This window comes from Solirubrobacter soli DSM 22325, from assembly GCF_000423665.1.
GTDB lineage: Bacteria > Actinomycetota > Thermoleophilia > Solirubrobacterales > Solirubrobacteraceae > Solirubrobacter > Solirubrobacter soli.
Window position 1 is genome coordinate 273218 of sequence record NZ_KE384069.1, and the last position, 26057, is coordinate 299274.

The following is a 26057-nucleotide window of genomic DNA, read 5'->3' on the forward strand; positions in this document are numbered from 1 at the left end:
TTATCTACAGCGCGGTCCAGGCCGCGCGGGCGTCGGCGGCTTCGAGGTGGCGGATGCGGGCGGTGGTCTGCTTGCCGAAGGCGACCTCGAGGTCGGCGAGGTCGGCGCGGCGTTGGAAGAGGTTCTGGGCGAGGGTGTGGGACTCGCGGTAGCGGGCGGGAGCGAGGATCGTGGTGCGGGCGAGGCGCATCGAGCGGACCGCCAGCCGGCCGTCCGCGAGCCGCCAGGCCGCGGCGCGCCAGCGGGCGTGGGCGTACGCGCCCGCGAGCACCAGAGCGACCAGCGCGGGAGGCCCGACCAAGAACCACGCGGCGACCGTCACGACCACGCCCGCCAGCAGCGGCAGCATCAGGTAGCGGCGTGCGGCGCGCCGCGGGGGAGGGGTCAGGCCGTGCGGGTCGTCGGCCAGCTCGGGCAGGAACTCCTCGAGGAACGCCCGCACGTCGCGCACGCGCACGAGCGGGAACAGCGTCCGCGCGGCGGCGGCCTCGTCGGCGTAGCCCGTGACCTCGACGGTCAGCGCGGCGAGGCCGAACGGGCGCCGGAAGATCCCTTCGACCACCCGCACCGCCCGCACCCGCCCCACCGGCACGGTCGCCTCGCTGCGCTGGACCACTCCGCGCCGGATCCGCAGCCGGTCGCCGTCGCGGGTCACCGTGAAGCCCCCGAACGCGAGGACCGCGCCCGCGATCGAGAGCATCCACGCCAGCACGATCAGACCGGCGATCGCGAGCACGATCACCATCGTCGAGTGCGGCAGCGCCCGCACCGCCTCCTCGCCCTGCCGCTCGTCGAAGAGCTGCTGCACGACCTGGAAGGCGGCCGCCAGGACGGGGACGACGATCCCCAGCTGCCCCGCGGTGAGCGCCGCGAACGCGAGGTCGCGACCCTCCAGGCGCCGGGACGGGCCCGGTGGCGCGTCGACCCGCGGCGTCACGCCGGGCCGCGCGGCGCGCAGCTCTTCGACCGCGCCCGGCGTCAGCGCCGGCAACGAGATCTCCCCGCCCTTCTTGCCCGCCCCCGTCTGGACGTCGACCGAGAACACCCCGAACGCCCGCTGCAGCACGCCCTGGTGGACGTCGATCGCCTGGATCCGGTCCAGCCGGATGTCGGTGACCTTCTTCGACAGCATTCCGCTGACGTAGTGGATCGCCTCCGGCCCGATGAAGTAGCTGGTCGACCGGTAGCGGATCGAGCCCACCACGGCTGCGTAGATCAGGCCCGCGATGCCGTAGATCGCCGCCCGCCGGAGCGCGTCGACGTCCAGCGAGCCACCGAACAGCGTCACCCCGAGCAGGACGAGCAGCGGGACCGCCAGGTTCTTGAACGCGTCGGTCGAGAAGATCACGATCGCCGACGGGTGCAGGCTCCGCTCCTCAGGCGTCGGCGGGCTCAACGGCCTCCTCTTCCTCCTCCTCGGTACGCGCCAACCCGGCGATCCGCGCGCGCAGCTCGTCCGCCTCGGCGGCCGGGAGCATCGGGATCGTGTGGCTGCCGGCCGCCGTGTGGACGACGACGGTCGAGAGCCCGAACGCCTGCTCGAAGAGCCCGCGCTGCGTGTCGACGTGCTGGACCCGGATCCACGGCACGAGCGTGCGCACGAGCGCCAGCGTGCCGTGCTGGATGTCGATCCCCTCGTCGTTGATGTCCCAGCGCCAGCGCGCGTAGCGCAGCTTGGGGATCCCCCACGTGACGATCGCGCCCCCGACGAGCGGCACGATCCACCACAGCGGGCCGAGCACGTCGACCTGCGCCGCCACGACGATCCCGGCGATCGTCAGCCCGAGCCAGCCGATCAGCAGCTGCAGCCGCCAGACCCCGACCGCGGTCTCGGACAGACGACGCGCGGGTTGGGCGCTCACACCAGCTCCGCGGCCAAGCGCTCGTAGTGGGCGAGCTCGAGGTCGGACTCGAAGACGAACGGCAGCGGCGTGATCGGCGCCTCGGTGGCCTCCTTGAGCCGCCGCATGTGCACGCGCTGCGCCTTCACCCGCTCATGCGACGCCAGCGCCGCGTGCACCGCCCCGAGCGATGACGGGTCATGTCCGTCGCGAGCGACCGCGCGCAGCTTGGTGACGTCGTGCGACGAGAAGCGCTCCGGCCACATCGCGTTCATCACGACCGCGTCGAACCCGAGCCCGACCGCGTCGCGCAGCCGCCGCTCGAGCTCGATCGTCTCGTTGACGGGCATCTCCTCCGGCAGCGCGACCGCGACATACCCCGTACGCGCCGGGTCCGTGAGCATTTCTGACACCTTGGTCGCCTGCCGGCGGATCGGCCCGACCCGCGCGATCTCGCCGAACGTGCGCGGCGTGGTCAGCATCCCGATCCCGTGGCCGGACGCCGGCGCATCGACGACCACGAGGTCGTACGCGCGGTTGTGGCGGTCCCAGCGCTGGACCTGCGCGAGCTCCCACACCTTCGCGATCGTGATCAGCTCCTTCGCGCCAGGTGCGGCGGCGACGAAGTACTGGAACGCGTGCGAGTGCCCGAGGATCCGGCCCGCAGGCCCGCCTCCGAGTTGCTTGCCCAGCCACTCCTCGAGCGCCTTCTGCGGGTCGATCGTGATCGCCCACAGGTCCTTCGCCAGCTCGACCTCCTGCTCGGCGCGCACGCCGTGGCGGGCGAACGCGCGCGACATCCGGTCCTGCTCGGCGACCTCGCAGACGATCGTCCGGCGGCCGGTCCGCGCCGCCGCCAACCCGAGCGCCGCGGCCACCGTCGTCTTGCCGACGCCACCCTTGCCGGTCACATACAGAACGGAGCGGTCGCGCAGGAGTGCGTCCATCACGGTCACCCTAGGACAGAATGCGCTTCATGGACCCGGCGCTGCGTGAGGGGTACGAGACGTCGCGGCGGATGCAACGCCGCCACGATCCCACGTACTACTTCGCCACGCGCCGCCTTCCCGCCGAGCTCCGTCCCGCCACACACGCGTTGTACGGCTACGTCCGGACCGCCGACCAGATCGTCGACGGGCCGCGCCGACCCGCCACGCCCGACGGCCGCCGCGCCGCGTTGGACGCGTGGGAGGCGGAGCTGGAAGCGGGGGACGCGTCCTGCCAGCCGATCGTGCGGGCGCTGACCGACGCCGCCGCCCGCCACCGGCTCCCGCTCGGCGAGCTGCGCCCATACATGTCCTCGATGCGCATCGACTGCGCGCCCGTGCGGATCGCCTCGTGGGAGGAGCTCGTGGCGTACATGGACGGCTCGGCCGGCTCGGTCGGGCGGATCATGGCCGCGCTGCTCGGCGTCCCCGCCCGCCACACCGCCGACCTCGGCCGCCTCGGCCACGCGTTCCAGCTGGCGAACTTCATCCGCGACGTCCGCGAGGACCGGCGCCTGGACCGTGTCTACCTGCCCGCCGAGGACCGGGAGCGCTTCGGCGTGAGCGAGAAGGACCTGAGCGCGGACACCGCGAGCCCGGCGGTGCGCGCGCTGGTCGCCCACGAGGTCGAGCGCGCACGCGCCCTGTTCGCCGGCGCCCGCCCGGCGATCGCCGCGGCGCCCACCTCGGTGCGTCCCGGCGTGCGCTTCGCGGCGGCCCTGTACTCGCGCATGCTGGACCGGGTCGAGGCGACGAACTTCGACGTGCTGGGCGCGAAGACGGGCGTGCGCGTGTGGCACATCCCGGGCGCGGCCGCCGAGGCGCTCCGTTGAAGCGCGCGACGTTGCGCGGGGCGGCGCGCACCGACATCTCGCAGCGCGCCGACGTCCTCATCTGCGGCGCGAGCTTCGCCGGGCTGGCCGTGGCGCGCGAGCTGGCCGGGAGCGGGGCGGACGTGCTGCTGATCGACCGCTACGAGATCGGCGAGCGCGCGACGAGCGCGTGCGCGGCCCCGACCCCGTGGCTGCACCGGATGGGCGTGGAGCGCGCGATCCGCCAGGAGATCCCGTGCATGACGTTTCACACGCCGCACGGCTCGACGCGCTTCCGGCTCCCCTGGAGCTGGTCGAGCTTCGACTACAGGCAGCTCTGCCACGCCCTCTACGAGCAGACCGACGCCCGCTTCGAGATCGCGAAGGTGCAGGCTCGCGACGGCGACACCGTCATCACCGACCGCGGGAGCCTCAACAGCCCGCTGATCGTCGACGCGCTGGGATGGCGGCGCGTGCTCGGCCCTGGCGCCAACGTCCAGCCGCCCGAGGCGGCGATCTCACGCGGCCTCGAGGTCCACCCGCACGGCGGTGCGGAAGACCTCGACGTGTGGATCGACCGCAGCCTGATCCGCCATGGCTACGCCTGGTCGGTGCCCGCGGACGGCGAGCAGCGCGTCGGCGTCGGCTCCTACCAGCCGCGCGACCACGTGAAGGAGCCGACCAAGGACATCGCCAACCGGCTGAACCGCGACGCCGTCCGCTACCAGGGCAACTGGTTCCCGCACAAGCTGCGCCCCGCGGCCGAGGACGGCGTGTTCTTCGCCGGCGACAGCGCCGGACACTGCTTCCCGCTCTCGGGCGAGGGCATCCGCACCGCGTTCTATTTCGGCATCGCCGCCGGCCGCGAGATCCGCGACGTGCTGGAGGGAAAGCCGAAGGACCAAGCCCTGAGCGACTACGGCGCCTTCTCGGCCCGACACGCACCCGCCTTCGCCTACGCGCTGGCGCTGCAGCGCACGGTCCCACGCCTCCCGCCGCGGCTCCTGACCGCCCTGCTGCGCGTCATGGGCCGCGAACGCGCATGCCGGCGAGCATTCGACTGGTACCTCAACGTCGCGCCTCCCACGTACTAACTCCCGGACGATCGTCTACCCCGTTCAGATGACGGCAGCCGATGCCGATCACTCGGGGAGTCTTGTCAGCGCTCGTCTTCCATGCCGTTCCGGGACACGACGCCCTCACCGGCCTGCCTGATCGAGCCGCGTTCCTCGCGGCACTGCGCAGCGCTGCCGCGGAACAGACCGCGGTCGCGGTGCTGTTCCTCGACCTCGACGACTTCAAGGTCGTCAACGACGGCTTCGGCCACGAGGCCGGCGATCGGCTGCTGATCCAGGTCGCCCAGCGACTGCGGACCGCCGTCCGCGAAAGCGACCTCGTCGCCCGCCTCGGCGGCGACGAGTTCACCGTCCTGTGCACCGGGCTCGAGGACGCCTCGCAGGCGACCATGACCGCCGGCCGCATCCGCGCCGCGCTCAGCGCGCCGTTCGACGTCGCCGGCCAGCGCCGCCACGTGCGCGTGAGCATCGGCTGTCGCGTCGCCGCGCCCGGCGAGGCCGACCCGGACGCCCTGCTGCGTGACGCCGACTCGGCGATGTACCAGGCCAAGGGCGCAGGCAAGGACCGCGTCGAGCTCTTCAGCGACGAGACCCGCGCCCGGCTGCTGCGGCGGATCGAGATCGAGCAGCGCCTGCGGGTCGCGCTCGAGCAACACGAGCTCGAGGTGCACTATCAGCCGCAGGTGGACGTGGCCACCGGTCGCATGGTGGGCGTCGAGGCGCTCGTCCGCTGGAGCGAGGCGAGCCCGGTGGAGTTCATCCCGGTGGCGGAGGAGACGGGGCTGATCGGCCCGCTCGGCGCGTGGGTGCTCGGGCGCGCGACGCGCGACCTCGCCGCCTGGCACGCGCAGGGCCTGACCCCGCTGACCGTCACCGTCAACGTCTCGACCCGTCAGCTCGAGGACCCGGACTTCCCGAGCGTCGTCGCCTCCGCGCTCGCGACCGCGGACCTCGCGCCGGACACCCTGTGCCTGGAGCTCACCGAGTCCGCGCTGATGGGCGCCGGCACCGCCTCGCTGGATTGCCTGAAGACGCTCAAGGACCTCGGGATCTACGTCGGCATCGACGACTTCGGCACCGGCCACTCCTCGCTGGCGCGCCTGAAAGCGCTGCCGGTCGAGGTGCTCAAGGTCGACCGCTCGTTCGTCGACGGCCTCGGCACCGACGCGGAGGACTCCGCGGTCGTCGCCGCGATCCTCAGCCTCGCCCACGCCCTCGGCCTGCACGTGATCGCCGAAGGCGTCGAGACGCCGCTGCAGGCGCACCAGCTGCAGGCGTTGGGCTGCGCGGTCGCCCAGGGCTGGCTGTGGTCGCCCGCCGTGCCCGCCGGCACGATCCCGGAGCAGGCTGAGCTCGGCACCGGCGCGCACCCGCGCCGCACGGGCTTCCGTGGCGAGCGCAGCCTGGTGATGGAGATGATGCACCAGCTCGGCGTCGCCAAGGAGGCCCGGGCATGATCGCCGGAATCCTCTCGCTCGCCACGGGCATCGCGTACACGGCGCTCGGCGTGATCACGGTCGTCGAGCTGATCAAGCACCGCCGCGACCGCGGCTTCTCGCACTTCGGCCTCTCGTTCGCCGTGATGGCGTTCACCTGCGGGCCGCACCACCTCGTGCACGCCTACCGCCACCTGATCGGAGGCGAGCCCGCCCACGGTCCGATGACGGCCGCGCTGGCACTCGGCGCCGTCCCCGCGGTGGTGTTCATCTCGCTGCGCCTGGAGGCGGCGTTCGGCGGTCGCGGCGACCGCCTCGTCCGCAACAGCCACCTGTTCCCGGTGATCCCGTGGGTGATGGTCGGTGCCGCGGGGGCGACGTCGTACGAGGCCGTTCACCACGCCGCCCAGATGCACGTCGACCTGCGCGCGCTGACGCCGAACATCGTCCTGTTCGTCAACTACGGCCTCGTCGGCTACTTCACCGCCCGCACGCAGCTCGCCCGCCGCCCGCTCCTGGACGGCTGGTCGCTGTCGGGCACGGCGATGGCCGGGGTCTTCGGGACCTGCGCGCTCTCGCACCTGATCGCCGGCCTCCTGACCGGTTCGAACCCTGCGGGCGTGTTCTTCGACAACGTCGGGGTCCCCGCGTCGATCTACTTCATGTGGGCCGTGTACCGGGTCAACAAGGACTCCGAGCGCGACTGGAACCGGCGCCCGCTGGTCGGTCGGGCCGCCCCGCTCGGTCGTCGTTCCCCCTGGGCGGAGGCGAACTCCTAAACTCCCCGGCTCCGTCCATGGAGCCCCCCAGTCCCAAATTCGATGAGCGCGGCCTCGTGCCGTGCGTGATCCAGGATTGGCGGTCGGGAGAGGTCCTCACGCTCGCCTACATGAATGAGGAAGCGCTGAGCCGCACACGCGAGACCGGCGAGCTGCACCTGTTCAGCCGCTCGCGCAATGAGCTGTGGCACAAGGGCGCGACCTCCGGGAACACGCAGGCGGTCAAGGCGCTGCGCTTCGACTGCGACAACGACGCGGTGCTCGCGCTGGTCGAGCCCGCCGGCCCTGCCTGCCACACGGGCGAGCGCACGTGCTTCTTCACGGGCGACATGCAACCGCAGCCCCACGAGGCGCTCCCAGGCCTGGAGCGCACGATCGACGAGCGGATCGCCGAGCCGTCCGGCTACACCGGCACGCTCCTCGCCGACCCGCCGCTCATCGGCGAGAAGGTCCAGGAGGAGGCCGAGGAGGTCGCCCGCGCCGCGCGCGAGGAGTCCGACGAGCGGGTGGCCAACGAGGCCGCCGACGTCCTCTATCACCTGGCCGTGCTGCTCAAGAGCCGCGGCCTCAGCCTCAAGGACGCGCAGGAGGTCCTCATTGACCGCCGTCGCTGAGCACCTGGAGGTGACGCCGAGCCTCGAGGAGGCGCGCGCCCTCACCGGCGACCACAACCTCATCCCGGTCACCCACAGCTTCATCGAGGACTGCGAGACCCCGGTCTCCGCGTTCCTGAAGCTGCGCGGCGACGGGCCGGCGTTCCTTCTGGAGTCCGCCGAGCAGGGCCAGCAGGTCGGCCGCTACAGCTTCATCGGCTGGCGGCCGAAGCGGGTGATCCGCTGGAGCCTCGCGGACGGGGGAGACCCGTACACGATCGCGGGCGAGGCGGTCTCCGAGCTGCGGCAGGCGGAGATCGACGGCCTGCCGCCGTTCGCGGGCGGCGCCGTCGGCTTCTTCGGCTTCGACTGCGTCCGCGCGGTCGAGCGCCTGCCCGAGCCCAACCCCGACATGCTCGGGCTGCCGGACATGGCGCTGATGCTGACCGACGTGATCGTGGCCTTCGACCACCTCAAGCACACCGTCACGATCCTGGCCAACGCGTACCTCGACGAGGACACCGACGTCGACGCCGCCCACGCCCGCGCGGTCGAGGCGATCCGCCAGGTCCGCACCCGCCTCGCCGGCCCGCTGCCCGCGCTCGAGACGCACGCCGCCCGCCCCGCGCCGGAGTTCGAGTCGAACATGTCGCGCGAGGCGTTCGAGGCGAACGTCAGCCGGATCATCGAGTACATCCACGCGGGCGACGCCTACCAGGTGGTGCCGAGCCAGCGCTGGAGCGCGCCCACCACGGTCGAGCCCTTGAGCATCTACCGCGGCCTGCGCGCGGTGAACCCGTCGCCGTACATGTACTTCCTCGACTTCGAGGACTTCCAGATCGTCGGCGCCTCGCCCGAGCCGCTGCTGACGGTGAGCGGCCGCTACGTCAGCACCCGCCCGATCGCCGGCACCCGCCCGCGCGGCGAGGACGACGCGGCGATCGCCGCCGAGCTGCTCGCCGACGAGAAGGAGCGCGCCGAGCACGTGATGCTCGTCGACCTCGGGCGCAACGACCTCGGCCGCGTGTGCGAGAACGGCAGCGTCCACGTCGAGCGCCTCATGGAGGTCGAGACGTACTCGCACGTGATCCACATCGTCTCCCAGGTCGCCGGCACGCTGAAGCCGGAGGTGACCGCGATCGACGCGCTGCGCAGCGTCCTGCCCGCGGGCACGCTGAGCGGCGCCCCGAAGATCCGCGCGATGGAGATCATCGACGAGCTCGAGCCGGTCAAGCGCGGCGCGTACGGCGGCGCCGTCGGCTGGCTGTCCTACGGTGGCGAGCTCGACACCTGCATCTGCATCCGCACCGTCGTGATCAAGGACGGCACCGCCCACATCCAGGCCGGCGGCGGCACGGTGGCCGACGCCAAGCCGGACTACGAGTACGAGGAGTCGCGCGCGAAGGCGGCGGGCGTGGTGAAGGCGATCGAGCTGGCGGTCAAACAGGCGGCATGGCCATGAAAGTCCTGATGGTCGACAACTACGACTCGTTCACCTACAACCTCGTCCAGTACCTCGGCGAGCTGGGGGCGGACCTGGAAGTCGTGCGCAACGACGTGACCACCGTGGACGAGCTGCTGACGCGCGGGTATGACCGCGTGGTGGTCTCGCCGGGCCCGTGCACGCCCAACGAGGCGGGGATCTCCGTCGAGGTCATGCGCCGGTTCCCCGAGGCGGGGGTCAAGACGCTCGGCGTGTGCCTCGGCCACCAGTCGATGGGCCAGGCGTTCGGCGGCAAGGTCATCCGCCACAAGCCCGTGCACGGCAAGACCACCGAGATCACCCACGACGGCAAGGGCATCTTCGAAGGCCTGCCGGACCCGTTGCCCGTCGCGCGCTATCACTCGCTCGTCGTGCACGACGATCTCCCGGACGAGCTGGAGGCGACCGCCCACGGCGGCGGCGTGCTGATGGCGATGCGACACAAGACGCTCCCCGCGATCGGCGTGCAGTTCCATCCCGAGTCGGTCCTCACGCCCGACGGCAAGCAACTGCTGCGGAACTTCCTTGCCTAACCCCGTCATCACCAAGGCGATCGACGCGCTGATGTCGCGCCGTGACCTGTCGTCCGAGCAGACCGCGGAGGTGCTGGCCGAGATCATGGCCGGCAACGCGTCCGAGATCGAGACCGCGGGCGTCCTGGTCGCGCTGCGCACCAAGGGCGAGACGGTCGACGAGCTTGTCGGCCTCGCGACCACGATGCGCTCGTTCGCCACCCCGGTCGCCTCAGACCGCACCGACGAGCTGATCGACACCGCCGGCACCGGCGGCGGGCGGCCGACGTTCAACGTGTCCACGACCGCGGCGCTGATCGCGGCCGGGCACGGGTGCGCGGTGGCCAAGCACGGCAACCGCTCCGCCACGGGCCTGAGCGGGTCCGCGGACGTGCTCGAGGCGCTCGGCGTGCGCATCGACCTCAAGCCGGACGCCGTCTCGCGCTGTATCCAGGAGGTGGGGTTCGGGTTCATGTTCGCGCCCGCCCACCACGGTGCCACGCGGTTCGTGGTACCGGTCCGCAAGGAGCTCGCGGTCCGCACGATCTTCAACTTCCTCGGCCCGCTGACCAACCCGGCGGGCGCGACCCGCCAGGTGATCGGCGTCTCGGACCCGAGCTTCTTGGACACGATCGCGGGTGCGCTCGTCCGGCTGGGCGCGCGCAAGGCGCTGGTAGTGTCCTCGGCCGACGGTCTGGACGAGATGAGCACGTCGGGCACAACCCGCGTCGTCGAGGTCGACGGTGAAGCCGTCCGCTCCTACGAGGTCGCACCCGAGGACGTCGGGCTGGCGCGCGCCGAGCCGGCCGCGCTGACCGGCGGGACGCCGGACGTCAACGCCGAGACCACGCGCCGGATCTTCGCCGGCGAACGCGGTCCGGCCCGTGACGTCGCGGTGCTCAACGCCGGCGCGGCCATCTATGTCTCTGGGACCGTGGAGTCCCTCGAAGCCGGCGTGCGCGCCGCCGAAGCGGCTGTGGATGACGGCCGCGCGGCCGCCGCGCTGGACGCACTCGTATCACTGACGAAGGAGCTGGCGCCCGTATGAGCGTGCTCGACCGCATTGTCGACGACACGCGCGACGAGGTGAAACGCCGGCGTAAGGACGTTCCGCTCAAGGACCTCGAGAAGGCGATCGAGCGGCGGGCGGAGGGCGCCAGGCCGTTCTCGGAGGCCCTCACCCGCCCCGGGATCTCCCTGATCGCCGAGCACAAGCGACGCTCGCCTTCGGCGGGCAAGATCCGCAAGGGCTCCAAGGTCGGCGAGGTCGTGAAGGCCTACGAGAAGGGCGGCGCGGCGGCGCTGTCGATCCTGACCGAGCCGTTCCACTTCGGCGGCTCGCTGGACGATCTGCGCGAGGCGCGGGCCGCCGCGGGTCTTCCGATCCTGCGCAAGGACTTCATCGTCGACAAGTACCAGCTCTACGAGGCGGTCGCCGCGGGCGCCGACGCGATCCTGCTGATCGTCGCCGCGCTCGACGACAAGCACCTCGGCAAGCTGCTCAACGAGGCGACGGCGCTCGACCTCGACGCGCTGGTCGAGGTCCACGACGAGAAGGAGCTTGAGCGAGCGCTGGAGGTCGAGGCCGACGTGCTCGGGATCAACAACCGCGACCTGTCGGACTTCACCGTCGACATCGAGCGCACCTACGAGCTGCTGGCCGACGTCCCCGCGGGCAAGACGGTGGTCTCGGAGTCCGGGTTCTCGACGCGCGAGCAACTCGACGAGCTCGAGCGCGTGGGCGTCGACGCGGTCCTGATCGGGGAGACGCTGATGCGCGCCAAGGACATCGAGGCCGTGGTGCGCGAGCTCACCGGCGGCGTGGAACTCACGTGACCAAGGTCAAGGTCTGCGGCATCACCCGGCTCGAGGACGCCGAGCTGGCGATCGGCCACGGCGCGTGGGCGATCGGGTTCATCCTCTGGGAGCCGTCCAAGCGCTTCGTCGACCCCGGCGTGGCGGCGGGCATCGCGCGACAGGTCCGGCGCAAGGTCGAGACCGTCGGCGTGTTCGTCAACCAGCCGCTGGACGAGATCGCCGATCGCGTCGACATCCTCGGGCTCACGCACGTGCAGCTGCACGGCGACGAGGGGCCGTCGTTCTGTTCTGCGGTCGCGCAGCGGACGGGGGCGAAGGTGATCAAGGCGGTGCGGATCGGCCACGCGGCCGACCTGCGCGACCTCGAGCGCTTCCACACCGACTACCACCTGCTCGACACGGCCAAGGACGGGATGTACGGCGGAACCGGGGCGACGTGGGACTGGGGCCTCGTGCGCAACCGCCGCAACAAGATCCCGGTGATCCTCTCCGGCGGGCTGACGGCCGACAACGTGGCCGGCGGGATCGACGCGGTGCGCCCGTACGCCGTCGACGTCGCGTCCGGCGTGGAGGCCTCGCCCGGCGTCAAGGACCCGGCGAAGCTCGAGGCGTTCTTCGCCGCGATCGAGAACGCGCACGTCCAGTCATGACCGCGATCGAGCACCGCTTCGGGCCCTACGGCGGCCAATACGTCCCTGAGACGCTCGTCCCCGCGCTGGTCGAGCTGGAGGCCGCGTGGCTCGCCGCCCGCGACGATCCGAGTTATCAGGCAGAGCTGAGTGCGCTCCTGAACGATTACGTCGGTCGCCCGTCGCCGCTGTACCTGGCCGCGCGCGTGTCCGAGAGCGTCGGGCACCCGGTCTACCTCAAGCGCGAGGACCTCAACCACACCGGCGCGCACAAGATCAACAACGCGCTCGGCCAGGCGCTGCTGGCCAAGCGCATGGGCAAGCACCGGATCATCGCCGAGACCGGCGCCGGATCGCACGGCGTCGCGATCGCCACCGCCTGCGCGCTGCTCGGCCTGGACTGTTACGTGTACATGGGCACCGAGGACATGCGCCGCCAGGCGCCCAACGTCCAGCGCATGGGGCTGCTCGGCACGACGGTGATGCCGGTCGACGCGGGCGCGCGCACCTTGAAGGAAGCGGTCAGCGCCGCGATCCGCGACTGGGTCTCCAACGTGGCCACCACCCACTACGCGATCGGCTCCTGCGTCGGCCCGGCCCCGTTCCCCGCGCTCGTGCGCGACCTGCAGCGGATCATCGGCGACGAGGCGCGCGCGCAGATCCTGGAGAAGACCGGCGCGCTGCCGTCGCGGGTGATCGCCTGCGTGGGCGGCGGCTCGAACGCGATCGGCACGTTCGTGCCCTTCCTCGAGGACCCGGTCGAGATCGTCGGCGTCGAAGCGGCGGGGGAGGGGATCGAGTCCGGCCGCCACGGCGCGCCGCTGACCGTCGGCGGTCGCGGCGGCGTCCTGCACGGCGCCTACAGCGCGATCATGCAGGACGAGGACGGCCAGATCCTCGAGGCGCACTCGATCAGCGCCGGCCTGGACTACCCCGGCACCGGCCCCGAGCACGCCTACCTGCGCGACACCGGCCGCGCGCGCTACGTCGGCATCACCGACGAGCAGGCGCTGGACGCGTTCCGGCGACTCGCCGAGCTCGAGGGGATCATCCCCGCGCTGGAGTCCGCGCACGCGGTCGCTTGGGCGCTCGGCCCGGGCGCGGCCGAGGCGAGCGCCGAGACGGTCGACCTGATCTGCCTGTCCGGCCGCGGCGACAAGGACCTCGCGGAAGCGCTCGACCACCTGGGGCTCGCGTGACGGCCCACGGCGACACGCCGGGCGGCGCCGTGGGCGCCGCCGCGCGCGGCGAGACCGGCGCGGCGCGCATCGCCGCCGCGTTCGCCGGCGCGCGCGGGCGTGCGGCGCTGATGCCGTACCTGATGGGCGGCTTCCCCGACATCGAGACCTCGGTGCGCGTCGCGACCGCCTACGCGGAGTCCGGCGCCGACCTCGTCGAGCTGGGCGTGCCGTTCAGCGACCCGCTCGCCGACGGCCCCGTGATCCACGCCGCGGCCACGCAGGCCCTGAAGGCGGGCGCGACCCTGCACCAGGTGCTCGAGGCCGGCCAGCGGATCGCGGAGCTGCTCCCGGTCGTGCTCATGTGTTACGCCAACCCGCTCTACGCCCGCGGGCCGGAACGGTTCGCCGCGGAGTTGGCGGAGCGGGGCATCAGCGGGTTGATCGTCCCGGACCTCCCGCTCGAGGAGTCGGCCGAGGTGCTGGCGGCCTGCGACGCCCACGGGATCGCGCTCGTGCCGCTCGTCGCACCGACCACTACGGACGCTCGCCTAAACCTCATCGGGGAGAAAGCGCGTGGATTTGTCTACACGGTTTCGGTGACCGGAACGACCGGCGAGCGGACCGCGAACACCACCGACATCCCGGCCCTGTTGGCACGGGTCAAGGCGCACTCACCGGTGCCCGTCGCCCTCGGGTTCGGCATCTCCGACGGGGCCCAGGCGGCGGCCGCCGCGGACGCCGGAGCGGACGGCGTGATCGTCGGCTCGAGGCTCGTCCGGGCCGTCGCCGAAGCGGGCGAACAGGGCGCGGATCCCGCCTACGCAGCGGCATCCGTGGTCGCGGACCTGGCGGACGCCCTCGTCCGCTAGCCTTCGCCCGGCATGGGCATCTTCCTATCGCTTATCGTCGGCCTGGTCATCTGGGTCGTGCTCTGGGGCACCAGCCTCATCAAGTCGTTCGACGCGTTCCTGATCGGAATGTTGATCGTGCTGCTCGCGGCCACGTTCCACATCATGCGGCCGTACCTGCCCGGCGGGCGTCGTTAAGCCTGCCCTCGCCCCTGTGTTAAGTGTCGTCGATGGCCGCCCTTTCGGGTCGGACATCCGCTGGCGAGCGGTCTAGGCTGTTGCACGCCTGAACCGGGCGTGCGTAGAATCGCCGCCCGAATACGAGCCTCATGAGGAGGGGTTCTTTGCACTCTAAGTACCTGGCGGCTTCGGCCGGCCTGCTGGCGGCGCTTGCGCTTGGCGTAACCGCCTGCGGCGGGGACGACAACAGCAGCGACAGCGGGTCGAGCGGCAGCAGCAGCGGCGGCGAGGCCGCCGGCAAGCAGCTGACCATCTACTCGTCCGTGCCGCTGCAGGGCGCCTCCCGCGTTCAGACGACTGCCGTCGTCAACGGCGCCAAGCTGGCGCTCGAGCAGGCCGGCAACAAGGCCGGCCCGCACACCATCAAGTACGAGCCGCTCGACGACTCCACGGCTCAGGCCGGCAACTGGACGCCCGAGCAGGAGTCCGCGAACGCTCGTAAGGCGGCGCAGGACAAGTCCACGGCCGTCTACCTCGGCACGTTCAACTCGGGCGCGGCCGCGGTCTCGATCCCGATCCTGAACGAGGCCGGCGTCCCGATGATCTCGCCGGCCAACACGGCCGTCGGTCTGACGACCAACCAGCCGGGCTCCAACCCGGGCGAGCCGGACAAGTACTACCCGGCCGGCACGCGCAACTACACCCGCATCGTCCCGAAGGACACGATCCAGGGCGCCGCTCTGGCCACGGTCATGAAGGAGGACGGCTGCACCAAGGTCCAGCTGACCAACGACAAGGAGGTCTACGGCGCCGGCCTCGCAGCGAACATCGAGCTCGCCGCCAAGGCCCAGGGCCTCGCGCTCGTCTCCAACGAGGCGATCGACAAGAACGCGGCCAACTACCGCTCGCTGGCCCAGAAGGCCAAGGCGGCCGGCGCTGACTGCTTCGTCTACGCGGGCATCACGGCCAACAACGCGGTCCAGCTGTACAAGGACTTCGCGGCCGCCCTGCCGCAGGCCAAGCTCTACGGCCCGGACGGCGTCGCCGAGTCCGGCTTCGTCGACCCGAAGGAAGGCGGCATCCCCGCCGACGTGCAGGCGCGCGTCAAGGTCTCCGTCGCCACGCTGAACCCCGAGTCCTACCCGCCCGACGGCCAGGAGTTCTTCAAGGCCTACTCGGAGAAGTACGGCGAGGACAACCCGGATCCGTACGCGATCTACGGCTACGAGGCCATGCGTCTCGCCCTCGACGCGATCGAGCGTTCCAAGACCGGTGAGAAGGCCGACATCATCAAGGCCCTCTTCGCGACCAAGGACCGTCAGTCCGTGCTCGGCACGTACTCGATCGACGAGAACGGCGACACGACCCTCACCGACTACGGCATCTATTCGGTGAAGGACGGCAACCTCGTGTTCGACAAGACCGTCAAGGCTCAGGCCGGCTAAACACAGTCCGCCAACAGGCGTATGCTCGGCCGGGAGTGGTGGAAAAGCCCCGCTCCCGGCCGGTCGCCTTTTCGGACGTAGGGACACACACATATGGAAGCTGCCAGCATTCCCGCCGGCCCGCCCGCTTCGCAGCGGATCCGGGCCCTCATCGGCACCTATGGGCTGACGCTCATCCTGCTAGCGCTGCCGATCGTTTACGCGATCCAGGATCTCGCCGATGACGGGAACCTGGTCCGCCTAGGCGAGAACCTCACGGCCGGGATCTCCAACGGCGCCATCTGGGCGCTGGTGGCGATCGGCTACACGCTCGTCTACGGCATCGTCGAGCTGATCAACTTCGCCCACGGCGAGATCTTCATGATCGGCTCGTTCATCAGCGCCGCGTTCTTCATGACCATCGGCCTGCACGAGAACATGAACGCGGGCGTGCTGTTCATCGGCCTCCTGCTGACGCTGATCGTCGCGATGATCGGCTCCGGCACGCTGAACGCGATGATCGAACGCGTGGCGTACAAACCGCTGCGCAACGCGCCGAAGCTGGCGCCGCTGATCACCGCCGTCGGGTTCTCCTTCATCCTGCAGAACGTGGGCCTGCTCTGGAAGGGCGGCTCGCAGGTCGGCATCCCCGACCTGATCAACGCGCAGCACACCATCGTCACCATCTTCGGCGTCACGATCGAGAACGCGGACGTGCTCTCGATCGGCGTCACGGTGCCGCTGTTGATCGTGATGACGACCTTCATCGGCAAGTCCCGCCTGGGCAAGGCGATGCGCGCCACGGCGCAGGACCCTGAGGCCGCGCGCCTGATGGGCATCAACGTCGACACGACGATCTCGTTGACGTTCCTGCTGGGCGGCATGCTGGCCGGCGCCGCCGGTCTCATCTACGCCCTGTATCAGACGACGATCTGGTACTTCCAGGGCTTCACGGGCGGCCTGATCGCCTTCACCGCCGCCGTCATGGGCGGTATCGGCAACCTGCGGGGCGCCGTGCTCGGTGGTCTGATCATCGGCTGCATCCAGCAGATCTCCGACAACCGCATCGGTTCGGCCTGGACGCCGGCCGTCGTGTTCGGCTATCTGGTCCTGATCATGGTCTTCAAGCCGTCGGGCCTGCTCGGCGAGCAGACGAGGGACGCAGGATGAGCACCACAACCGAAACTCCCAAGACCCCGGGCGGAACCGTCAAGGGCGGCAAGCTGCCGTCACCGACGATCCCACCGTGGTTCGAGAAGGCGCTCGTCCCGATCCTGCTGATCGCGGCGGCCTTCCTGCCGTTCTTCTTCGAGTCGGGCGACACGTTCATCCAGACGTGCACCCAGGCGCTGGCGTACATCGTGATGGCGCTCGGCCTGAACATCGTGGTCGGCTTCGCCGGCCTGCTCGACCTCGGCTACGTGGCGTTCTTCGCCATCGGCGCCTACACCGCGGGCTACTTCGGCTCGGGCTTCTTCTCGAAGGTCGGCGACGGCAAGGGCATCCACATCCTCGTCTCGGGCTTCGCGTCGAAGGTGCCAGGCATCCACGTCAACTTCTTGATCATCCTCGTGCTGGCGGTCATCACGACCTCGATCGCGGGCATGATCATCGGTCTACCGACGCTGCGCCTGCGCGGTGACTACATCGCCATCGTGACGCTCGCCTTCGGCGAGATCATCGGCCGCATCGCCGTCAACGGCGACGACATCGTCATCAGGGGCCAGCCGCTGACGGCCGGCCGCCAGGGCATCTCGCCGGTGGACAAGATCGACCTGCCGTTCATCGAGCCATTCGGGCTGCTGGACCTCAGACCCTGGTACTGGTTCGCCCTGGTCCTGGTGGGCTTCGTGCTGTTCGTGAACTTCCGCCTGCGCGACTCGCGGCTCGGCCGCGCGTGGGTGGCACTGCGCGAGGACGAGGTCGCCGCGGTCGCCATGGGCGTCCCGGCGGTCAAGACCAAGCTGTTGGCCTACGCCACCGGCGCCGCCATGGGCGGCATCGCGGGCGCGTTCCTCGGCTCCTTCCTGAACACGGTGAACGCCGACCAGTTCCAGTTCTACTTCTCGATCCTGGTGCTGGCGATGATCATCCTCGGCGGCCTCGGGTCGATCTGGGGCGTGGTCCTCGGTGCCGTGGTGCTGTCGTTCATCAACACCTGGCTCATCCCGGACGTGATCAACTCGTGGCCGGGCAAGGTCGGGCTGGACTTCGACGCCACGCAGATCACCTTCGCGATCTACGGCTTCCTGCTCGTGATGATGATGATCCTCCGGCCCCAGGGCCTGCTGCCCGACCGGCGGCACAAGATGGAGCTGGCCGAGGACGTCGAGACCTCGGACGAAACCCTCTACACGGCACGGGCATGAGCGCAGTCGACACACCGAAGCCGCAGGGCGGGCTCCCCACCGGGGCCGCCGTCCTGGACGCGAAGAACATCACCAAGCAGTTCGGCGGTCTGACGGCGGTCAACGACGTCACGTTCAACCTGCCGGAGAAGTCGATCGTCTCGATCATCGGCCCCAACGGCGCCGGCAAGACGACGTTCTTCAACATCCTGACCGGGTTCTACAAGCCGACCTTCGGCTCGATCGAGTTCGACGGCAAGCGCATCACCGGCGCCCGGCCGGACATCGTCATGAAGGCCGGGATGGCGCGGACGTTCCAGAACATCCGCCTGTTCTCGACCATGACGGCGATGGAGAACGTCCTGATCGGCGAGCACTCGCGGATGAAGTCGGGCCTGTTCGGGTCGATCATCCGGACGCCACGCACGCGGCGCGAGGAGAAGGAAGTGCGCGAGAAGGCGCACGCGGAGCTCGAGTACGTGGGCATCGCGCCGCGCTGGCACGACCACCTCGCGATCAACCTGTCCTACGGCGACCAGCGCCGGGTGGAGATCGCCCGCGCCCTGGCCTCGGACCCGAAGGTCCTGCTGCTGGACGAGCCGACCGCCGGCATGAACCCGCAGGAGTCGGCCGCGCTGACGGACTTCATGCACCAGCTGCGCGACGAGCGGGGGATGACGATCCTGCTCATCGAGCACGACATGAAGGTGATCATGCGCGTCTCCGAGCGCGTCACCGTGCTCGACCACGGGGAGAAGATCGCCGAAGGACTTCCGGCGGAGGTGCGGGCCGACCCGCGCGTCGTCGAGGCCTACCTCGGCAAGTCGGCCACGGAGACGGGAGCGAGGTCAACGGACTGATGGCGTACCTCGAAGTCGACAACATCCAGACCTACTACGGGAACATCCAGGCGCTCAAGGGCGTCTCGCTGACCGTGGAAGAGGGCGAGTGCGTGACGCTGATCGGCTCCAACGGGGCCGGGAAGTCCACGACGCTGCGCTCGATCTCTGGGCTCACGCCTCCGCGCACGGGCTCGATCAAGCTCGCGGGCGAAGAGATCTCGTTGCTCCCGCCGCAGGAGATCGTGGGGATGGGCATCTGCCAGTCCCCCGAGGGCCGCAAGTGCTTCCAGCGCATGACGGTGCGCGAGAACCTCGAGCTCGGCGCCTACCTGCGCCGTGACTCGCAGGGGATCGACGCGGATCTCCAGCGGATCTTCGAGCTCTTCCCGCGCCTGGACGAGCGCCAGTCGCAGAAGGCGGGCACGATGTCCGGCGGCGAGCAGCAGATGCTCGCCATCGGCCGCGCCCTGATGGGCAAGCCGAAGGTCCTGCTCCTCGACGAGCCCTCGATGGGTATCTCGCCGGTGCTCACCGAGCGCATCTACGAGACGATCGAGACGATCAACAAGGAAGGCATGACGATCCTGCTGGTCGAGCAGAACGCGAACTTCGCGCTCGACGTCTCGCAGCGGGCGTACGTGCTGGAGACCGGCAAGGTGAGCCTGTCGGACTCCTCAGATGCACTCCGGACCAACCCCGAAGTCCAGAAGGCGTACCTGGGAACATGACCGGTCTCTTCGCACTCATGGGGGCCACCGCGCTGTGGCTCACCTACCTGTGGCTCGCGTCGTGCATCATCGCGAGCTACCTCTCCAATCGGAAGGGCTACGGCGAGAAGCCGGGGATCGCGACGGGCTTGTGCCTGTCGGCGATCGCCATCATCGTCTGGCTCGTGTGGCCGGCGAAGCCGGAGTCGAAGTGGAAGATCGTCGGAGCCTTCGGCTCCGGCAAGGACGCAGTCAGAAGCTAGAAGAACACTGAAGGCAAGGCAGCCCCACCGCCCCACCCCGAGCATCCGGCCTTAAGGCGGTGGCCTGTAGGCCGCGCGGCTTTTTCAGCGCGCGGCCTGCGGCTGCGGACGTCTCTGCTCGCAGGCGTCCGTGTAGTGGAAGCGCTGCCCGCGGGGCATGTCGCAGCGCACCGCGGCGCCGGCAGAGTCGATCGCCAGGGCGAAGAAGTCCGGTTGATCGGCGGGTCCCAGATGCGTGGGCGTCATCGACGCGAACACGCAGAACGCGGCCAGCGCGCAGCCCACGAGCTTGCGGCGGCGTGCGTTGAACCTGTGGCGTCGCGTGACCGCACGCTCGGTGGCGTGTGTCAACGCAAGGCCCAGGCGGTCGAGGTCCGGAGGGAGATCGCCCATGGCTGTCTCCCCATAATGGCTGGTCGCGCGTGCGGATGTCGTTTGCGGTCTTACGCTTTGGTGCGTCCTAGCCGACTGCCGCCTCGAGCGCCTCGTCGAGGTCGGCGTGCTGATACGTGTAACCGAGTTCGAGCGCCCGTTTCGGCACCACCCGCTGGCCCTTGGTGACGATCTCGGCCATGTCGCCGTACAGCAGGCGGATCGCCGCGCCCGGGATCGGGGCGACCGCCGGGCGGTGCAGCGCGCGGCCGAGCGCCTTGCTGAACGTCTTGTTGGTCACCGGCTCGGGCGCGGTGGCGTTGAAGGCGCCCGTCCACGCGGGGTCGTCGATCGCCCGCAGGTACATGCCGACGACGTCGTCGACGTGGATCCAGGGCATGTACTGCTTGCCACCCGCGACGGGCCCGCCGCCGCCGAGCTTGAACGGCAGCAGCATCTTCGACAGCGCGCCGCCGTCGGGGTCGAGCACGACGCCGGTCCGGATCTTGACCACGCGCAGGCCGAGTTCGGCCGCCTGGTCGGCCTCGCGCTCCCACGCGACGCACACCTCGGCGAGGAAGTCGTGCCCGGGCGGCGTGCTCTCGTCGAGGCGCTCGTCGCCGTGCGGGCCGTAGTAGCCGACGGCGCTGCTCGAGATCAGCGCCCGCGGCCGTGGGTCGGCGCTCGCGATCGCCTCGACGAGCTGGTGCGTGCCGCGCTCGCGCGACTCCCGGATCGCGCTGCGGGTCTTGTCGTTCCACCGCTGGGCGACGTTCTCGCCCGCGAGGTGGACGATCGCGTCGCGGCCGGCGAGGTCGGCGGGGTCGGGCGCGCCATGGCGCAGCGACACCTTGGTCACCTCATCGCCCCGCTGGGTCAGCGCGGCGGTGAGTTTCGAGCCGATCAGCCCGCTGGCTCCTGTGATCGTGATGCGCATGCCGTGGGTACGGCGCTCAGGGCTTGACGGCTCTGAACTCCTCCGTCTCGCCGGGTGAGTAGCCGATCTCCGAACCGCTGGCGTTGGCGTTCCCCTGCGCCTTGGCCTGGTCGGCGACCGCGGCGGCGACGGCGTCGCACACGTCGCGGTTGAACACGCTCGGGATCACGTAGTCCTCGCGCAGCTCCTCGTCCTTGACGATGCTGGCGATCCCACGCGCGGCGGCCATCTTCATCTCCTCGGTGATGTCGCGGGCGCGGACGTCCAAAGCGCCTCGGAAGATGCCCGGGAAGCAGAGGACGTTGTTGATCTGGTTCGGGTAGTCGCTGCGGCCGGTGGCGATCACGCGCGCGTAGGGGCGGGCTTCCTCGGGCGAGATCTCGGGGTTCGGGTTGGCCATGGCGAACACCATCGCGTCGCGGTTCATGCGGGCCAGGGCGTCCGGCTCCATCACGCGGGCGCCGGAGAGGCCGATGAACAGGTCGGCGCCGTCGATCACGTCGCCGGGGCCGCCGGACAGCTTCTCCGGGTTGGTCGCCTCGGCGAACCAGCGCTTGAGCGGCGGCATGCTGCCGTCCTGATAGTCGGCGCGGCCGGTGTGGACGGCGCCCTTGCGGTCGCAGCCGATGATGTTCGTGATGCCGGCGCGGACGAAGATCTGCGCGACGGCGATCCCGGCCGCGCCGAGGCCGACGATCAGCACCTTGAGGTCCTTCAGTTCCTTGCCGGTCAGCTTCGCGGCGTTCATCAGCGCGGCGAGGGTGACGACCGCGGTGCCGTGCTGGTCGTCGTGGAAGACCGGGATGGGGAGGACCTGCTTGAGCCGCTCCTCGATCTCGAAGCAGCGCGGCGCGCTGATGTCCTCGAGGTTGATCCCGCCGAACGTCGGCGCGATGTTGATGACGGTCTGGATGATCTGCTCGGGGTCCTTGGTATCCAGGCAGATCGGGAAGGCGTCGACGCCGCCGAACTCCTTGAACAGGACCGCCTTGCCCTCCATCACCGGCATCGCGGCCTCGGGGCCGATGTCGCCGAGACCGAGGACGGCGCTTCCGTCGGAGACCACAGCGACCGTGTTGCGCTTGATCGTGTACTGGAAGGCCTTGTCCTTGTCGCGCGCGATCGCGGTGCAGACGCGCGCCACGCCGGGCGTGTAGGCCATGCTCAGATCGTCGCGGGTGCGGACGGGGAGCTTGTTGCGCTGCTCGATCTTGCCGCCCACGTGCATCTGGAACGTGCGGTCGGTGATCTCGATCAGCTTGGCGCCGTCGACCTGGTTCACGGCCTCGCCGATCTTCGCCGCGTGCTCCTCGCCTGCGGTCTCGATCGTGATGTCGCGCAACGTGTGGCCGCCCTCGATCGCCACCAGGTCTACGGATCCGATGCTCCCGCCGGCTTCGCCGATGGCGGTCGCGACCAGGCCGAGCATGCCGGGCCGGTGGTCGATCTCCACGCGGAGGACGATCGAATACTGCGCCGAGACGGTGGGCATGCACCGGAGGATCTCACGCGAGGCGGTAGCGTGGCGGCGCATGGATCGCAACCTCTGGCGGCTCGCGTCCGTCGTGGTGCTGGGGACGATCATGTCGATCCTCGACACGACCATCGTCAACGTCGCGATCGAGACGCTCGGGCGCGATCTGGGCGCGTCGCTGTCGTCGATCCAGTGGGTCTCGACGGGCTACCTGCTCGCGCTGGCGACGGTGATCCCGCTGACCGGCTGGGCGATGGAGCGCTTCGGCGGCAAGCGCATGTGGATGCTCTCGGTCACGCTGTTCCTCTGCGGGTCGACGCTCTGCGGGTTCGCCTGGAGCACGGCTTCGCTGGTGCTCTTCCGCGTGCTGCAGGGGTTCGGCGGCGGGATGATCCTTCCGATCGGGCAGGCGATCCTCGCCCAGGCGGCCGGGCCGCAACGGATGGGGCGGGTGATGAGCGTGATCGGCGTGCCGACGCTGCTCGGGCCGATCCTCGGGCCGGTGATCGGCGGCCTGATCATCGACAACGCCTCCTGGCGGTGGATCTTCTTCGTCAACGTGCCGATCGGGGTGGTCGCGTTGGCGATGGCCTCGCGGATCCTGCCGGCGGCGGGACGAAGCGACGGCGCGCGTCCACTCGACCTCCGCGGGCTGCTGTTGTTGTCGCCGGGGCTCGCGCTGCTGATCTACGCGCTCTCGCAGGTCGGGACGCACGGCGGGTTGTCCGTGGGCGCGATCGTCGGGCTCGTGGGCGGCGCGGGGCTGATCGTGGGGTTCGGGCTGCACGCGATGCGCAACGACGCGCTGATCGACCTCGCGCTGTTCCGCGATCGCGCGTTCGCAGCCGCGTCGGGGACCGTGTTCATCTTCGGCGTGTCGCTGTTCGGCGCGATGCTGATCCTCCCGCTCTACTACCAGGTCGTGCGGGGAGAGAGCGCGCTGTCGGCGGGGTTGCTGCTCGCGCCGCAGGGCGTGGGAGCGGCGCTGGCGATGCCGATCGCCGGGCGGCTGACCGATCGTATGGGCGCGGGGCGGGTGGTGCCGTTCGGGGTGGTCGTCGCCTGCCTGGGGACCGCCGTCTACACGCAGCTGACCGCGACCACGCCGTACGCGCTCCTGGGCTTCGCGCTGTGGGTGCGGGGCATCGGGCTCGGCATGACGATGATGCCCGCGATGGCCGCCGCCTACCAGACGCTCGAACGGGCCGCCGTCCCCCGCGCGACGTCGACGATAAACATCATCCGTACGATTGGAGGTTCGTTCGGAACGGCAGTCTTGACGGTCGTGCTGCAGCGACGGATCGTCGCCGAGATCCCAGGCGCGACCGGTTCGTTGGAGGCGCTGCGCGGTGGCGCGGCGCGGGCGGCCGAGCCCCTGGCCGCCGCGTTCGGAGCGACCTTCTGGGTGGCCGTCGGGCTGACCGCCCTCGCACTCATCCCGGCGTGGTTCTTGCCACGTCACCCGCCGAGCATATAACCTGTTGGTTATGAAAGACGGTCAACTGTTCGAGACGGACGGCCGGTACGAGCTTCGATTCGTGCGCGAGCTGTCCCACCCGCTGGAGAAGGTCTGGGAGGCGGTGACGACGCCCGCGGGGCTTGCCGCCTGGTTCCCGTTCGACGTCGTGGGCGAGCGCGCCACGGGAGCTCCCTTGCGTTTCGTCTTCCGGGAGGGCGAGGCCTCGCCGTTCGAGGGCTCGATGCTCGAGTTCACCCCGCGCTCCGCGATGGAGCTCGCGTGGGAGGACGACGAAACCCTGCGCCTGGAGCTCGTACCCGCGGCCTCCGGCTGTGTCCTGACCCTCATCAACCGCTTCTCCGAGATCGGCAAAGCGGCCCGCGACGCCGCGGGCTGGCACGCCTGCCTCGACGCCCTCGAGGCCTCGCTCGCCGGCGAGTCGGTCGAACCGATGCAGGTCTGGGCGGCCGTGCACCCGGGCTACGTCAACCGCTTCGGCCCGGAGGCCGCCACCATCGGCCCACCCACCTAAAGGGTCTGACCCCTTATGTTCGCCGCGGCCCGGCGTGCCGCGCGCCACGCTGCCGCCGCGCCGCGAGGCGCTCGCCGCGCCGCCGCCACGCCGCGCCGCGCGCTCGCCGCGCCGCCGCGCGCTCGCCGCGCCGCGCCGCCGCGCGCTCGCCGCTCCGCCCCCGCGCGCTTCGCCGAGCCGCCGCCACGCCGCGCCGCGCGCTCGCCGAGCCGCCGCCACGCCGCGCCGCGCGCTCGCCACGCCGCGCCACGCGCTCGCCGCGCCGCCGCGCGCTCGCCGCTCCGCCCCTGCGCGCTCGCCGAGCCGCCGCCACGCCGCGCCGCGCGCTCGCCGCTCCGCCGCTGCGCCGGGCGCTCGCCGAGCCGTCTCGCCGCGCCGCGCCGCGGCACGGCGTGCCGCCCCGGACCGACGGTTCCCCCCCAGAACGACCGCGAGCGTCGAGTTTCTCGACCTGTGGCCGAGAAAGTCGACGCTCGCGTGTCGGGGGCGCCCCTCGCGGGGCGTTCTCCCTAGGACTCCTGGCGGGCGGGCTCGGCGGAGCCGTTGCCGTTGCCGGCCTGCTCCTCCTGCGCCTTCTCGTTGTCGCGCGCGGCGTTTTCGAGCTGCTCGAGGCCGATGATGCGGATGCTCGAGCGGAACGAGCCGTCGCGGCCGTGCTGCTCGACGTCGCCGCGGCCGGCGCCACCGCCGCCGCGGTCGTAGCGGTCACGGCCACCGCGACCGCCGCCACCGCGGCCGCCGCCGTAGCCGCCGCCGCCCTGGCCACCGCGGCCGGGGCCACCGGGGCCGCCGCGTCCGCGGCCGCGACCGCCACGGCGGTCGTCGTAGGCGGGGCGCGGGTTCACGATCGCCTTGACGTCACGCACCGGGGTGGCGGCGAGCCGCACCCACGCGGTGAACGTCGGGTCGCCGGGCTTGACGCCCTGGGCCTGCTCGGCGCAGACCGAGGACCACTTCATCGTCTCGCCGTCGTCGCGGCGCTTGGGCTGCAGCGCCTCGAGCACGGCCTCGGGGCCGCCGACGCGCTCGATCGCCGCGGCCAGCCGCGCCTGCGCGCGGGCGGAGCGGGTCGGCGACGTCGCCGGAGCCTGCGGCTGCTGGGGCTGCTGCTGCTGCTGCGGCTGAGCCTCGCCACCCTCGGCGACCGGCTGCCCCTCGGCATCCGTCTCGACCGGAGCGTCCTCGCCCTCGAGCCCGGCGTCCTCCTGCCCAGCCTCGAGCGCGGCCTGCTCGGCCTTGCGCAGCTCCGTCAGCTTCGCGAAGAACGTGCGCCGATGCCGCTCGGCGGCGGTCAGGCGACGGCGACGCGGGCGCTCAGGCCGCCCCTGCCCGTCACGCCGCGGCGGGCGGTCGCCACGCTGCCCCTGCTGCTGCCCCGACCCCTCGCCCTGCGCGGGCGCGGAGGAAGCGGCGGCGGCCGCGTCAGCGGTGGGCGCGGCCTCGGCGGTGGGCGCGGCCTCGGCCGGAGCGTCAGCGGCGGGCGCCTCGGCGGCGGGCGCGGCCTCGGCCGGAGCGTCGGCGGCGG

Annotated in this window: 27 protein-coding genes and 1 pseudogene; 21 read left to right on the plus strand and 7 right to left on the minus strand. The window is 71.0% G+C overall.

Going from position 1 to position 26057, the window contains the following annotated elements:
• Positions 1 to 4: 4 nt before the first annotated feature.
• From G569_RS0130835 to G569_RS52985, 3 genes are read right to left on the minus strand one after another with little or no spacing between them, the layout of a single operon-like run.
• The gene (locus tag G569_RS0130835) at positions 5 to 1396 is read right to left on the minus strand and encodes a PH domain-containing protein (protein WP_028066275.1); all 1392 of its coding nucleotides are present in this window, start codon (positions 1394 to 1396) and stop codon (positions 5 to 7) included.
• Entirely contained in the window at positions 1377 to 1862 is a 486-nt protein-coding gene (locus G569_RS0130840; RefSeq protein WP_028066276.1) for a PH domain-containing protein, read from the minus strand. The genes G569_RS0130835 and G569_RS0130840 overlap by 20 nt, the downstream gene beginning before the upstream one ends.
• On the minus strand, positions 1859 to 2788 hold the full coding sequence (locus G569_RS52985) for an ArsA family ATPase (protein ID WP_053227216.1): 930 nt from the start codon (positions 2786 to 2788) through the stop codon (positions 1859 to 1861). The genes G569_RS0130840 and G569_RS52985 overlap by 4 nt, the downstream gene beginning before the upstream one ends.
• A gap of 20 nt (positions 2789 to 2808) precedes the next feature.
• Here G569_RS52985 and G569_RS52990 point away from each other — a divergent pair, with 20 nt between their 5' ends.
• The 19 genes from G569_RS52990 to G569_RS0130940 all read left to right on the plus strand — a co-directional run bounded on the left by G569_RS52990 (position 2809) and on the right by G569_RS0130940 (position 19758).
• Complete coding sequence (locus G569_RS52990) at positions 2809 to 3660, plus strand: phytoene/squalene synthase family protein (RefSeq protein ID WP_053227217.1); 852 nt, start codon at positions 2809 to 2811, stop codon at positions 3658 to 3660.
• Complete coding sequence (locus G569_RS52995; RefSeq protein WP_037500676.1) at positions 3657 to 4733, plus strand: NAD(P)/FAD-dependent oxidoreductase; 1077 nt, start codon at positions 3657 to 3659, stop codon at positions 4731 to 4733. Before G569_RS52990 ends, G569_RS52995 begins: the two co-directional genes overlap by 4 nt.
• A gap of 62 nt (positions 4734 to 4795) precedes the next feature.
• Complete coding sequence (locus G569_RS53000) at positions 4796 to 6172, plus strand: putative bifunctional diguanylate cyclase/phosphodiesterase (RefSeq protein WP_053227219.1); 1377 nt, start codon at positions 4796 to 4798, stop codon at positions 6170 to 6172.
• On the plus strand, positions 6169 to 6930 hold the full coding sequence (locus G569_RS0130865; RefSeq protein ID WP_028066277.1) for a hypothetical protein: 762 nt from the start codon (positions 6169 to 6171) through the stop codon (positions 6928 to 6930). The genes G569_RS53000 and G569_RS0130865 overlap by 4 nt, the downstream gene beginning before the upstream one ends.
• Before the next feature lie 17 nt (positions 6931 to 6947).
• Positions 6948 to 7544 (plus strand): bifunctional phosphoribosyl-AMP cyclohydrolase/phosphoribosyl-ATP diphosphatase HisIE, encoded by a 597-nt coding sequence (gene hisIE, locus G569_RS0130870; RefSeq protein WP_028066278.1) that lies wholly within the window; start codon positions 6948 to 6950, stop codon positions 7542 to 7544.
• Complete coding sequence (gene trpE / locus G569_RS0130875) at positions 7528 to 8985, plus strand: anthranilate synthase component I (protein WP_028066279.1); 1458 nt, start codon at positions 7528 to 7530, stop codon at positions 8983 to 8985. Before hisIE ends, trpE begins: the two co-directional genes overlap by 17 nt.
• Positions 8982 to 9539 carry an anthranilate synthase component II gene (locus G569_RS0130880; RefSeq protein ID WP_028066280.1) on the plus strand — a complete coding sequence of 186 codons (558 nt, stop codon included), beginning with the start codon at positions 8982 to 8984 and terminating at the stop codon, positions 9537 to 9539. The genes trpE and G569_RS0130880 overlap by 4 nt, the downstream gene beginning before the upstream one ends.
• On the plus strand, positions 9532 to 10566 hold the full coding sequence (trpD, locus tag G569_RS0130885) for an anthranilate phosphoribosyltransferase (RefSeq protein WP_157592436.1): 1035 nt from the start codon (positions 9532 to 9534) through the stop codon (positions 10564 to 10566). The genes G569_RS0130880 and trpD overlap by 8 nt, the downstream gene beginning before the upstream one ends.
• Positions 10563 to 11354, plus strand: a complete 792-nt coding sequence (gene trpC, locus G569_RS0130890; protein ID WP_028066282.1) for an indole-3-glycerol phosphate synthase TrpC — start codon at positions 10563 to 10565, stop codon at positions 11352 to 11354. The genes trpD and trpC overlap by 4 nt, the downstream gene beginning before the upstream one ends.
• Positions 11351 to 11986: a phosphoribosylanthranilate isomerase gene (locus tag G569_RS53005; protein ID WP_037500346.1), complete on the plus strand. Its 636-nt coding sequence runs from the start codon at positions 11351 to 11353 to the stop codon at positions 11984 to 11986. Before trpC ends, G569_RS53005 begins: the two co-directional genes overlap by 4 nt.
• Entirely contained in the window at positions 11983 to 13164 is a 1182-nt protein-coding gene (gene trpB, locus G569_RS0130900; protein ID WP_028066283.1) for a tryptophan synthase subunit beta, read from the plus strand. The genes G569_RS53005 and trpB overlap by 4 nt, the downstream gene beginning before the upstream one ends.
• Positions 13161 to 14015, plus strand: coding sequence for a tryptophan synthase subunit alpha (gene trpA, locus G569_RS0130905; protein ID WP_245602618.1), 855 nt, complete (start codon positions 13161 to 13163; stop codon positions 14013 to 14015). The genes trpB and trpA overlap by 4 nt, the downstream gene beginning before the upstream one ends.
• A 12-nt stretch (positions 14016 to 14027) precedes the next feature.
• The gene (locus G569_RS63175) at positions 14028 to 14192 is read left to right on the plus strand and encodes a hypothetical protein (protein ID WP_157592437.1); all 165 of its coding nucleotides are present in this window, start codon (positions 14028 to 14030) and stop codon (positions 14190 to 14192) included.
• A 146-nt stretch (positions 14193 to 14338) separates the two neighbouring features.
• Positions 14339 to 15619, plus strand: a complete 1281-nt coding sequence (locus G569_RS0130915; RefSeq protein ID WP_053227220.1) for a branched-chain amino acid ABC transporter substrate-binding protein — start codon at positions 14339 to 14341, stop codon at positions 15617 to 15619.
• A 93-nt stretch (positions 15620 to 15712) separates the two neighbouring features.
• Positions 15713 to 16768, plus strand: a complete 1056-nt coding sequence (locus G569_RS0130920; protein WP_028066286.1) for a branched-chain amino acid ABC transporter permease — start codon at positions 15713 to 15715, stop codon at positions 16766 to 16768.
• Complete coding sequence (locus tag G569_RS53010) at positions 16765 to 17967, plus strand: branched-chain amino acid ABC transporter permease (protein WP_053227221.1); 1203 nt, start codon at positions 16765 to 16767, stop codon at positions 17965 to 17967. The genes G569_RS0130920 and G569_RS53010 overlap by 4 nt, the downstream gene beginning before the upstream one ends.
• Positions 17964 to 18806, plus strand: a complete 843-nt coding sequence (locus G569_RS0130930) for an ABC transporter ATP-binding protein (RefSeq protein WP_053227222.1) — start codon at positions 17964 to 17966, stop codon at positions 18804 to 18806. Before G569_RS53010 ends, G569_RS0130930 begins: the two co-directional genes overlap by 4 nt.
• Positions 18806 to 19516 carry an ABC transporter ATP-binding protein gene (locus G569_RS0130935; protein ID WP_028066288.1) on the plus strand — a complete coding sequence of 237 codons (711 nt, stop codon included), beginning with the start codon at positions 18806 to 18808 and terminating at the stop codon, positions 19514 to 19516. Before G569_RS0130930 ends, G569_RS0130935 begins: the two co-directional genes overlap by 1 nt.
• Positions 19513 to 19758, plus strand: coding sequence for a hypothetical protein (locus tag G569_RS0130940; RefSeq protein ID WP_028066289.1), 246 nt, complete (start codon positions 19513 to 19515; stop codon positions 19756 to 19758). The genes G569_RS0130935 and G569_RS0130940 overlap by 4 nt, the downstream gene beginning before the upstream one ends.
• Positions 19759 to 19842: 84 nt before the next feature.
• On the opposite strand, the gene G569_RS0130945 is transcribed toward G569_RS0130940, so the two are convergent.
• From G569_RS0130945 to G569_RS0130955, 3 genes are all read right to left on the minus strand, one after another.
• Positions 19843 to 20151 (minus strand): hypothetical protein, encoded by a 309-nt coding sequence (locus tag G569_RS0130945; protein WP_028066290.1) that lies wholly within the window; start codon positions 20149 to 20151, stop codon positions 19843 to 19845.
• Positions 20152 to 20218: 67 nt separating this feature from the next.
• Positions 20219 to 21067 (minus strand): TIGR01777 family oxidoreductase, encoded by an 849-nt coding sequence (locus G569_RS0130950; RefSeq protein ID WP_028066291.1) that lies wholly within the window; start codon positions 21065 to 21067, stop codon positions 20219 to 20221.
• A gap of 16 nt (positions 21068 to 21083) precedes the next feature.
• Complete coding sequence (locus G569_RS0130955) at positions 21084 to 22559, minus strand: NAD-dependent malic enzyme (RefSeq protein WP_028066292.1); 1476 nt, start codon at positions 22557 to 22559, stop codon at positions 21084 to 21086.
• Between the two features lie 40 nt (positions 22560 to 22599).
• Here G569_RS0130955 and G569_RS53015 point away from each other — a divergent pair, with 40 nt between their 5' ends.
• Both G569_RS53015 and G569_RS53020 read left to right on the plus strand, forming a co-directional pair.
• Positions 22600 to 24018, plus strand: coding sequence for an MDR family MFS transporter (locus G569_RS53015; protein ID WP_037500352.1), 1419 nt, complete (start codon positions 22600 to 22602; stop codon positions 24016 to 24018).
• Positions 24019 to 24028: 10 nt separating this feature from the next.
• A complete protein-coding gene (locus tag G569_RS53020; RefSeq protein WP_053227223.1) occupies positions 24029 to 24532 on the plus strand; it encodes an SRPBCC family protein in 504 nt (167 codons plus the stop codon).
• A gap of 509 nt (positions 24533 to 25041) precedes the next feature.
• On the opposite strand, the pseudogene G569_RS64855 reads toward G569_RS53020, so the two are convergent.
• A pseudogene (locus G569_RS64855) lies at positions 25042 to 26057 on the minus strand (hypothetical protein); the annotation flags it as partial.

Coding starts and splice junctions, on each gene's coding strand:
- G569_RS52985 (WP_053227216.1), bottom strand. CDS start 2,788: ATGGACGCACTCCTGCGCGACCGCTCCGTTCTGTATGTGACCGGCAAG.
- G569_RS52990 (WP_053227217.1), top strand. CDS start 2,809: ATGCGCTTCATGGACCCGGCGCTGCGTGAGGGGTACGAGACGTCGCGG.
- G569_RS0130865 (WP_028066277.1), top strand. CDS start 6,169: ATGATCGCCGGAATCCTCTCGCTCGCCACGGGCATCGCGTACACGGCG.
- hisIE (WP_028066278.1), top strand. CDS start 6,948: ATGGAGCCCCCCAGTCCCAAATTCGATGAGCGCGGCCTCGTGCCGTGC.
- G569_RS0130880 (WP_028066280.1), top strand. CDS start 8,982: ATGAAAGTCCTGATGGTCGACAACTACGACTCGTTCACCTACAACCTC.
- trpC (WP_028066282.1), top strand. CDS start 10,563: ATGAGCGTGCTCGACCGCATTGTCGACGACACGCGCGACGAGGTGAAA.
- trpB (WP_028066283.1), top strand. CDS start 11,983: ATGACCGCGATCGAGCACCGCTTCGGGCCCTACGGCGGCCAATACGTC.
- G569_RS63175 (WP_157592437.1), top strand. CDS start 14,028: ATGGGCATCTTCCTATCGCTTATCGTCGGCCTGGTCATCTGGGTCGTG.
- G569_RS0130920 (WP_028066286.1), top strand. CDS start 15,713: ATGGAAGCTGCCAGCATTCCCGCCGGCCCGCCCGCTTCGCAGCGGATC.
- G569_RS53010 (WP_053227221.1), top strand. CDS start 16,765: ATGAGCACCACAACCGAAACTCCCAAGACCCCGGGCGGAACCGTCAAG.
- G569_RS0130930 (WP_053227222.1), top strand. CDS start 17,964: ATGAGCGCAGTCGACACACCGAAGCCGCAGGGCGGGCTCCCCACCGGG.
- G569_RS0130935 (WP_028066288.1), top strand. CDS start 18,806: ATGGCGTACCTCGAAGTCGACAACATCCAGACCTACTACGGGAACATC.
- G569_RS0130940 (WP_028066289.1), top strand. CDS start 19,513: ATGACCGGTCTCTTCGCACTCATGGGGGCCACCGCGCTGTGGCTCACC.
- G569_RS0130945 (WP_028066290.1), bottom strand. CDS start 20,151: ATGGGCGATCTCCCTCCGGACCTCGACCGCCTGGGCCTTGCGTTGACA.
- G569_RS0130950 (WP_028066291.1), bottom strand. CDS start 21,067: ATGCGCATCACGATCACAGGAGCCAGCGGGCTGATCGGCTCGAAACTC.
- G569_RS0130955 (WP_028066292.1), bottom strand. CDS start 22,559: ATGCCCACCGTCTCGGCGCAGTATTCGATCGTCCTCCGCGTGGAGATC.
- G569_RS53015 (WP_037500352.1), top strand. CDS start 22,600: ATGGATCGCAACCTCTGGCGGCTCGCGTCCGTCGTGGTGCTGGGGACG.
- G569_RS53020 (WP_053227223.1), top strand. CDS start 24,029: ATGAAAGACGGTCAACTGTTCGAGACGGACGGCCGGTACGAGCTTCGA.